Annotated in this window: 7 protein-coding genes; 4 read left to right on the top strand and 3 right to left on the bottom strand. The window is 73.1% G+C overall.

Annotated features, from left to right (window positions below; genetic code table 11):
• The first annotated feature begins 29 nt into the window (after positions 1-29).
• Positions 30-1031: an SIS domain-containing protein gene (locus ACFWJ4_RS10950; protein ID WP_380541876.1), complete on the top strand. Its 1002-nt coding sequence runs from the start codon at positions 30-32 to the stop codon at positions 1029-1031.
• 137 nt (positions 1032-1168) lie between these two features.
• Positions 1169-3835, top strand: a complete 2667-nt coding sequence (locus ACFWJ4_RS10955) for a TIM-barrel domain-containing protein (RefSeq protein ID WP_380541879.1) — start codon at positions 1169-1171, stop codon at positions 3833-3835.
• Between the two features lie 109 nt (positions 3836-3944).
• Here ACFWJ4_RS10955 and ACFWJ4_RS10960 read toward each other — a convergent pair whose 3' ends face one another.
• The gene (locus tag ACFWJ4_RS10960) at positions 3945-4148 is read right to left on the bottom strand and encodes a cold-shock protein (protein WP_359907422.1); all 204 of its coding nucleotides are present in this window, start codon (positions 4146-4148) and stop codon (positions 3945-3947) included.
• A gap of 414 nt (positions 4149-4562) precedes the next feature.
• Here ACFWJ4_RS10960 and ACFWJ4_RS10965 point away from each other — a divergent pair, with 414 nt between their 5' ends.
• Positions 4563-4790: a hypothetical protein gene (locus tag ACFWJ4_RS10965; protein ID WP_359907425.1), complete on the top strand. Its 228-nt coding sequence runs from the start codon at positions 4563-4565 to the stop codon at positions 4788-4790.
• A 442-nt stretch (positions 4791-5232) separates the two neighbouring features.
• On the top strand, positions 5233-7047 hold the full coding sequence (locus ACFWJ4_RS10970) for an amidohydrolase (RefSeq protein ID WP_380541883.1): 1815 nt from the start codon (positions 5233-5235) through the stop codon (positions 7045-7047).
• Between the two features lie 70 nt (positions 7048-7117).
• On the opposite strand, the gene ACFWJ4_RS10975 is transcribed toward ACFWJ4_RS10970, so the two are convergent.
• Both ACFWJ4_RS10975 and ACFWJ4_RS10980 read right to left on the bottom strand, forming a co-directional pair.
• The gene (locus tag ACFWJ4_RS10975) at positions 7118-8113 is read right to left on the bottom strand and encodes a TauD/TfdA family dioxygenase (RefSeq protein WP_380541886.1); all 996 of its coding nucleotides are present in this window, start codon (positions 8111-8113) and stop codon (positions 7118-7120) included.
• Positions 8114-8153: 40 nt separating this feature from the next.
• Entirely contained in the window at positions 8154-9140 is a 987-nt protein-coding gene (locus ACFWJ4_RS10980) for a hypothetical protein (protein WP_380541889.1), read from the bottom strand.
• Positions 9141-9443 lie beyond the last annotated feature (303 nt).

Raw genomic sequence — 9443 nt, forward strand, 5'->3', positions numbered from 1 at the left:
TCCACCGCCTCTTCGAAGGAGCCCGCCGCATGGCCCCCGCCAGCCCCGACCCCGTCGGCACCCCCAACCCCGCAGGCACCGCAGGCACGCCCTCCCGCACCGCCGCCGAGATCGCCTCGCAGCCCGACTGCTGGCGCCGTGCCGCCGACTCCCTGCCGCGGCACGCCCCCGCCCTGCCCCGCCGGGGCGAGCGGATCGCCGTCGTCGGCTGCGGCACCTCCTGGTTCATGGCCCAGGCCTACGCGGCCCTGCGCGAGGGCGGCGGCCACGGGACCACGGACGCCTTCGCCGCCTCGGAGTTCCCGCCCGGACGCGACTACGACCGGATCCTGGCCATCTGCCGCTCCGGCACCACCACCGAGGTGCTCGACCTGCTCGGCCGGGCCCGTACGGCCGGGGTGCCCACCAGCACCGTCACCGCCGATCCCGCCACCCCGGTCGCGGCGCTCGCCGGCGCCGTCGCCGTCCTGGATTTCGCCGACGAGCGCTCCGTCGTGCAGACCCGCTTCGCCACCAGCGTGCTCGCCCTGCTGCGCGCCCACCTGGAAGCCGAGGGCGCGCTTCCGGCGGGAGTCCACCCGCTGTCCCGCGCGGTCCGGGACGCCGAACGGGCCGTCGCGGTGCCGCTGCCCGCCGAACTGCGCGACGCCGGGCAGTTCACCTTCCTCGGGCGCGGCTGGACGTACGGGCTGGCGCTGGAGGCCGGGCTGAAACTGCGCGAGGCGGCGGGCGCCTGGACCGAGGCGTACCCGGCGATGGAGTACCGGCACGGGCCGATCAGCATCGCCGAACCGGGCCGGGTGGCCTGGGTGTTCGGCGCGCCGCCCGCCGGGCTCGCCGAGGACATCACCCGAGCCGGCGCCCTCCTGGTCGCCGGATCCGGTGGAACGGACGGCGACCTGGATCCGCTGGCCGACCTCGTCCGGGCCCAGCGGCTGGCCGTCGCGGTGGCCGGGTCGCGGGGCTGCGACCCGGACCGGCCGCGGCACCTCACCCGGTCCGTCGTCCTCGGGGACCGGCACCGTCCCTGACCGGCGCCGTTCGCCCTCACCACCGCGTGCCCCCGCCACCGCGCCCGATCGCCCGCCCGCTGCACCTCCTCGCCCGCCCGGGCGCGTCCGGCAGGTCCTGACCGCCCACCTCTCCAACGTCGAACGGAGACACCACCGTGCGCCTACTCCGGCCCCACCTCCGCCGGGCCGCCCTCACCGCGGCCCTGGCCGTCCTCCCCGCCCTGGCCGGGCCCGTCCTCCCCGCCCGGGCCGCGACCCCCGGCTCCGCCGTCCTCGACCAGGGCCACCAGAGCGTCACCTGGCAGAGCCCGCAGTACGCCAAGGGCACCCTCGGCGACCCCGGCAGCTGCCCCCCGGCCGCGCAGGACCCGGGCGGCACGGTCTGCGACCACTTCGACCTCACCGTGAACGTGCCGGCCGGCTACTGGGACGACAATCCGGAGGGCGGCGTCCCGGTGTCCGTCCGCTGGCAGAACCCCACCGACGACTTCGACCTCTACATCTACGACGCCACCGGCAAGCAGGTGGCCAGCAGCGCGGGCACCGCCGACCCGGAGGCCACGGTGATCCCGAAGGCCTCGGGCACCTACCGCGTCCTGGTGGTCCCCTACGACGTCCACGGCGGCTCCTACACCGGCACCGCCTACCTGCCGCAGACCGCCGACGCCGGCGACCTGACCGGCTTCGGCGGCTCCCAGGGCAGCTACGACATCGCCGCGGGCCCCCTGAAGGCCCGGGTCGACTTCCTCGCCGACGACCAGCTGCGCCTGCGCGCCGCCCCGGACGGCGTCCTCACCGATCCGGCGGGCAGCACGATCGTCCGCACGCAGCCCGAGCCGCAGCGCGACACCAGCACCTTCGACGCCGGGGCGTACTACGGCATCCGCTCCAAGGGCCTGGTCCTGCGGGTCTACAAGCACCCGCTGCGGTTCGGCCTGTACAAGGCGGACGACCGCACCGCCCTCTGGCAGGAGAGCGCCCCACTGCGCTGGAGCACCGGCGGACTGCGGCAGAGCCTGGTGCGCGGCGCGGACGAGCAGTTCTTCGGCGGCGGCGAGCAGAACGGCTCCTTCTCGCACCGCGACCGGACCGTCCACGTCGCCAACAGCACCGACTGGAACGAGGGCGGCTGGAACAACTCCCAGCCCTTCTACGTCTCCTCCGCCGGCTACGGCGTCTTCCGCAACACCTTCACGCCCGGGATCTACGACTTCGGCTCGCCCGTCCGCACCGGGCAGCAGGAACGCCGCCTGGACGCCTACTACTTCACCGGTGACGTCAAGGCGGTGATCGGCCGGTACACCGACCTGGTCGGCAAGCCCTTCATGCCGCCCGTCTACGGGCTGGAGCCCGGCGACTCCGACTGCTACCTGCACAACGCCAACCGCGGCGAGCGCCACACCCTGGACGCGCTGAAGGTCGCCGACGGCTACGTGGACAACCAGATGCCGCTGGGCTGGATGCTGGTCAACGACGGCTACGGCTGCGGCTACGAGAGCCTGCCGCAGACCGGCACGGGCCTGCGCAAGGACCACGCCCAGCTCGGCCTGTGGACCCAGAACGGCCTGCCCAACCAGGCCGAGGAGGTCAAGGCCGGCGTGCGGGTGCGCAAGCTCGACGTGGCCTGGGTCGGCAACGGCTACGACTTCGCGCTGAACGCCTGCGACCAGGCCAAGGCCGGCATCGAGGACAACAGCGACGCCCGCGGCTTCGTCTGGCTGCCGGTCTCCTGGGCCGGCGCGCAGCGCTGCGGCGTGCTGTGGAGCGGTGACCAGAGCCTGTCCTGGGACTACATCCGCTGGCAGATCCCGACCTATGCCGGCGCCACCATGTCCGGCATCGCCTACAACACCGGCGACGTCGGCTCGATCTACCGCCGGGACCCCAAGATGTACGCCCGCGACCTGCAGTGGAAGGCCTTCCTCCCGGCGATCATGACCATGGACGGCTGGGCCCGGGACATGACGGGCAAGCAGCAGCGGGACCAGCAGCCCTGGCTGGACGGCGAGCCCTACACCTCGATCAACCGCAAGTACCTGCAGCTCAAGGAGCGGCTGCTGCCGTACATGTACACCCTCTCCGCGGAGGCCACCCGCACCGGCGTCGGCGCGGTCCGCCCGCTGGCCCTGGAGTACCCGCACGACCCGAACGCCCTCGGCCCCAACGCGAAGTACGAGTTCCTGGCCGGGCCCGACTTCCTGGTCGCGCCGGTCTACTCCGACACCACCGTGCGCGACGGCATCTACCTGCCCGAGGGCACCTGGACCGACTACTGGACCGGCCGTACCTACCAGGGCCCGACCACGGTCAACGGCTACTCCGCCCCGCTCGACACCCTGCCGCTGTTCGTCCGCGGCGGCGCGATCGTCCCGATGTGGCCCAAGGGCACGCTGTCCTGGGAGAACCGGGACCGCTCCGAGCTCGACTACGACCTCTACCCGCAGGCCGCGGGCGACTCCTCCTACACCCTGTACGAGGACGACGGCGTCACCCGGCAGTTCAACGCCGGCTCCTCGGCCACCCAGCAGGTGGACGTGCACGCCAACCGCGCCGTGACCAACGTCCGCATCGGCGCCAGCGAGGGCGACTACGCCGGCAAGCCGGCCGAGCGGTCGTACCGCCTCACCGTGCACGGCCGCCCCGCCCCGCGCCTGGTGGCCGGCGACGCGGGCCCGCTGACCCGGCTGGACTCGGCGGCCGCGCTCGACGCGGCCGGCTCGGGCTGGTACTTCGACGCCGCGACCGGGGTGACGACGGTCCGGACGCCGTCCGTCCCCACCGGCGACGGCTTCTCGCTCAACCTGGTCCACGGCGGCAACTGACCGCCCGACGGCGAGGGGCTTCCACCCCGGTACGACAAAAGGGGCCCGCACCGTGCGCGACGCACGGTACGGGCCCCTTTTTCTGCCGGGCGAAAGCCAGGGCGGAGGACTACAGCGGGCGGATGTTCTCGGCCTGCGGGCCCTTCTGGCCCTGCGTGACGTCGAACTCGACCTTCTGGCCCTCAACGAGCTCGCGGAAGCCCTGGGCAACGATGTTCGAGTAGTGGGCGAACACGTCCGCGCCGCCACCCTCCTGAGCGATGAAGCCGAAGCCCTTTTCCGCGTTGAACCACTTCACGGTGCCAGTAGCCATGAGAAATCTCCTTCGAGAGACTGTCCGAAGCCTGCACCATGCAGACTTTCGAGTCGCCGCGATGAGAACCCTCCGGGAAAGAGCCGGAAAACAAAAAATGCGCCTGCGAAGAGCAGGCGCACACAAAGTTCATGGGAACCACAACTGCAACTAAAACAACCGTAGCAGACTTCGGGCCGCCGCGGCGGATAACCACGCGAATATTTTCGCCTCACCCTTCCGGGCGTGCCCCTCACCCCCAGGGGGAGCGCAACAACCGGTTGCCACGGGGAGATTGGGGGCGCCACGCCCCGCCCCGGCCCGGTCGCGACTTTCGCCACGCCCGGGGGACGGGCCGCCCCGAGGATGACCGGCAACGGATTCACCCCCGCCGGGACGGCCCGTTCCCTCGATTTTCGGAGCATACTGACCAGGATGACGAAATCACCGGCAGTCCGACGCCCTCTGCCCACCAGTCCCTTCAAGCCCCGGCCCGAAGCACCGCCCAAACACTTCGCGGTCGGCGACCGCATCAGCCACGACAAGTACGGTCTCGGCCGCGTCATCGCGGTGGAGGACGGGGCCTACCCCGCGGTCCTCGTCGACTTCGGCACCCGACAGGAGCGGATCACCCCGCCGTACGCCGCCATGTACACCCTCTGACCGACACACCGGCGGCGATGCCGTCACCGCCCCGGGGTGCGGTCCGGACCCCGACGGCGCAGCCGACGGTGCCCGGTCTCCGGGCCGCCACTGTGCACACCGCGGGGCCGATCCGTCGGGCCGTGCCGGGACTCCGGCACGGCCCTGTTACGCGCGCGCCCGCCGGCCCGCCCCCGCATCACCGTCGTCACCGACCGCATGCCGGCGGCGACGGCCACCGGGCCCTCCGGGGCCGGAACCTCCTCCACGCCGGCACCGTTCCCGCCCCGTGCGTCCGGCGCGACACACTCGTCATCCCCCTGCGGCCCTCGGTCGGCCTCGCCCCTCCTGCCGGCCGCCTGCCCATGGATCCGGCCGCGGCGGGAGCCAGGTTCACGATCCGGTTGCCGCGGGTAGGCAGGTGAGCACCAGGAGTAGCCATCGGCAACAGGAGGGAACCGGAATGAGCGGTCAGCCGGCAGGGACGACGGACGACGGCGGTGCCCGGGCCGCGGCACCGTACGACGAGGCCGATGTCATCTTCCACGGCGGGGAGATCGTGACGGCGGCCGCCGACTCCGAGGAGTCCGACCCGCGCCCCGAGGCGGTGGCCGTCAAGGACGGTGTCATCGTCCACGTGGGTGACTACCAGGAGGCCGCCGACCGCTGGCAGGGGCCGCGAACGCAGGTGCGCGACCTCGCCGGCCGCGCCCTGCTGCCCGGGTTCATCGACGCCCACGGCCACCTGGGCGGTATCGGCCTGCAGGCCACCCTCGCCAACCTGCTGGCCGATCCCGACGGCGACGTCACCGACATCGCCTCGCTCCAGGAGAAGCTGCGCGCGTGGGCGAAGACCCCGGTGGGCGCTTTCTCCAAGTGGATCATCGGGTTCGGCTACGACGACGCCATGCTCGCCGAAGGCCGGCACCCCACCCGCGAGGATCTCGACAAGGTGTCCACCACCCGGCCGGTGCTGGCCATCCACCAGTCCTTCCACCTCGGGGCGGTGAACAGCCGCGGCCTGCGGGAGCTGGGCTACACCAAGGCCAGCGCGGACCCGGACGGCGGCGTCATCCGCCGCCGGCCCGGCCCCGTGGCCCGGCCGTACGGCGAGCCCAACGGCGTCCTGGAGGAGACGGCCTTCAGCCCGGCCTCCGAAAAGGCCACCGCGGGGCTGCCGCTGACCGCGCTGGCCGCCCTCTTCAGCAAGGGCGTGGCGTCGGCCGCGAGCTTCGGCTTCACGACCGTCCAGGAGGGCGGTGCCACGCTGAAGAACCTGAAGGCCCTGCGGGACGCCGCCGCCGTCGTGCCGTTCAAGATCGACGTCGTCGCCTACGCGCGGGCCGACGAGGCGACGGCCTCACCGGAGCCGGACCCGGTCGGCGCGAGCCAGAAGTACCGGCGGGGCGTGCGCGCGGCCGGCGTGAAGATGTACCTGGACGGATCCCCGCAGGGCCGCACGGCCTGGCTCACCGAGCCCTACCAGGAGCGGCCGGAGGGCACCCCCGAGGGCTACCGCGGCTACCCCACCATCGAGGACCCCGAGATCGTGCTCGACCAGGTGCGCACCGCGTACGCCAAGGGCTGGCAGGTGCTCGCCCACGTCAACGGGGACGCCGCGATCGACCAGTTCATCGAGGCGGTCGGCACCGCCGCCCGGGAGGCCGGCCCCGGCGACCGGCGGACGGTGGCGATCCACGCCCAGACCGCCCGCAAGGAGCAGATCGAGGCCTTCGACCACCTGGGCGTCATCCCGTCCTTCTTCTCCATGCACACCTACTACTGGGGCGACTGGTACCGCAAGACCGTCCTCGGACCGGAGCGGGCCGCCACCATCTCCCCCGCCCGCTGGGCCGTGGACCGGGGGATGATCTACACCTCGCACCACGACGCCCCGGTCGCCCTGCCCAACTCGATCGCCATCCTCTCCAGCCAGGTCACCCGCCGCACCCGCACCGACCGGATCGTCCTCGGACCCGAGCAGTGCGTGTCGGCCCTCGACGCGGTCAAGTCCATCACCATCAACGCCGCCCACCAGTACTTCGAACAGGACCGCAAGGGCAGCATCGAGGTCGGCAAGCTCGCCGACCTGGTGATCCTCTCCGCGAACCCGCTGACGGTCCCGCCGGAGGAGATCAAGGACATCAAGGTCGCCGAGACCATCAAGAAGGGCACCACCATCCACTCCGTCGCCGACGCGAACAGCGACACGAACGCCGACGACCCCGTCGCCGGGCTCGAAGTCCCCACCGACTACCAGTGGCACGGCTGCTGCTGACGGCGCATCCCGCGCCGCCGCCCCCGGACCTGCGGGCCCGGGGGCGGCAACGGGACAACGGGCGGGCGGGTCAGCGGGCGAGTACCTGGCCGTCCTGGGGACGGTGATCCCGGGAGCGGCGCAGGTCGACGGTGGCGTAGGTGCGTTGCAGCCAGCGGTCCGCCCCGTCGTAGTGGGGCCGGAAGGCGGTACGGCCGTGGACGGTGACGCGGTTGTCGATGACGACCAGGTCGCCGGGGGTCAGGCGCAGGGTGCGGGCGGTCTCCTCACAGGCCCGGCCGAACCCGGCCAGCGCGGCGGTGGCCCGAGGGGTGAGCGGGGCGGTGACGAGTTGGGCCATGCGGATGTCGGGGTCCTCGGCTGCGCCGGACAGCACCGGCCGGGGTTCGGCTCCGGCTCCGCCCGCGGCGTCGGGGCCGAAGGAGGGCGGTGGTGTGGTGATGAACTCCGGTGCGAACAGGGCCTCCCGGTCGGCCCGGGTGAGGAGGGGCAGCGCCTGGCGGATGCCGGCGACGCGCATGCCGGCGATCCGGTCGTGGTCGGCCCGCAGGCACAGGAAGACCACGTAGTCCGGCGGGTGGGGATGGAAGCCGTTCTCGGTGTGGAAGGACAGCGGCACCGATCCGGCGTTGCCGTGGAAGGTCTCCTGCCCGGGCACGGGCACGACGTCCTGCACGAGGGCCCCGGACTTCTCGGCCAGGTAGGCGAGCGGCTCGCCGAGCCCGCAGGCCACCATGGTGAGCAGCGCGGCGGGGACGGTGGCCCGGCGCTGGACCGAGCCGGGTACGGCCGGTGTCGGGGGCAGGGAGGCCTCGTCGACGGGCAGGCCGCCGATCACCAGGGTGCCGTGCGGGCCGGAGCTCCTTCGGAACCGGCGCACCGCGCGGCGCAGCGGCAGCGGAAGCTCGTCCCAGGCGTCCCGGGCCCGTGCCACCCACTCGGGGCTGTCGACCCGGTCGTGCCCGCCGGCGGACAGGGAGCGGGCCAGCCGCTCGCACGCGCCGGCATCGGTCGGATCCAGGTTCCAGTCCGCGGCGACGGCGGTGTTGTGCGGGGTGCCGGGCATCGGGTCTCCTGCCGGGAATGCGAACGGTGGGCGGCCGGACTCAGGAATGGCGCAGGCCGGCCACGGCGTCCGCGACGTAGTGGTCCCCGAAGCGGATCAGGGGGGCGTACTGGGCCGCGCGGCGGTGGCGCATGAGTCGTAGTTCGGCGACGGCGTTGTCGGGGCCCTCGGGCCGCTGGGCGATGGAACGACGCAGGTGCACCAGCGAGTACGCGAGGGTGACGTGCCGTTCGGCGTCCACGATGTCGGCTTCCAGGAGGGCGCCCCGCGCCTCGGCCAACTCGGGGGCGCGGGCCGCCAGTTGCTCGTAGGGGTCGGGGACCACCGACAGCAGGTCCTTCATCGCCGCCCGGAACAGCCTGTACCCGCGGTGCTGGCGCCCGCTGAGCGGGATGTCCGTCGACGGCGGCGCCATGGTCCGGCGGATCGCCGCCATGTAGTAGTCGGCCGGGATCGTCCCGGCGTGGCTCATGGCCGCGGGGAAGCCGCGCACGTACACCGTCGCGTCCGCCAGCAGCCCCAGTGCGGCATCGCCGTCGCCGTGCCGCAGGTGGCGGGTGGCGTCGGCCACGGCGACCGCGGCGCAGACGTTGAACAGGACGTGGACCTGGTGCCCGATGAGCCACCGCGCGCTCCACGCGCTCTCCGGCGACGGCCGCGCACCGGGCTCGGGAACGACCACCGGCGGGACGGGCTCATGGTCGGCGCCCGACGCCACGCCGGTGAGGTCGAGCACCGACCGCCGCATGCCGGCCACCTCCAGTGCCAGGTCGGCACCCGACAGCGGAGCCTCGCAGAGGTCCTCCAGACCGCGGTGGACGACCAGCAGGCCGTGCAGGGCGGCCTGCTGGTCCGACAGTTCCACCTCACGGACCCGGAAGTACGACTGGCTGGTCGACTCCGCCGGCACGTCCTCACCCGCCACGGCCGGAGCCAGAGCCGCCAGCGCGGCCACCGACTCGCCTGCTGCCGCGGCGGCCTGCCGCAGCGTGGCGGTACGTTCGACGGGCCCGGCGTGGGTCGCCACCCCGGCCAGCACCCGCGCGGCCCGCCTCGCTCCGGCGGCGACCCGCGTGCCCAGCGCCGGGACGGGCCGCCCGCCCCGGGGCTCACGGAAGACAGCGACAGGAGGATGACCGGCGACCGGCGATAAGCCCATGGTGGAAATATTTCGCCAGGAACACGCCACACGAAACCCTGGTCGGCGACACGGTTCCGGCTCGGGGTGGGGGGGGGGGCGCGGGCCCCCCCCCCGCCCCGGGGGGGTTTTAAAAAAAAACCGCCCACCCCACCCCAAAAAAAAAAGGTGTGGGGGGTGTGGGTGGTAGTT

It is taken from the genome of Kitasatospora sp. NPDC127067 (genome assembly GCF_042724755.1).
Taxonomy (GTDB): Bacteria; Actinomycetota; Actinomycetes; order Streptomycetales; family Streptomycetaceae; genus Kitasatospora; species Kitasatospora lactacystinica.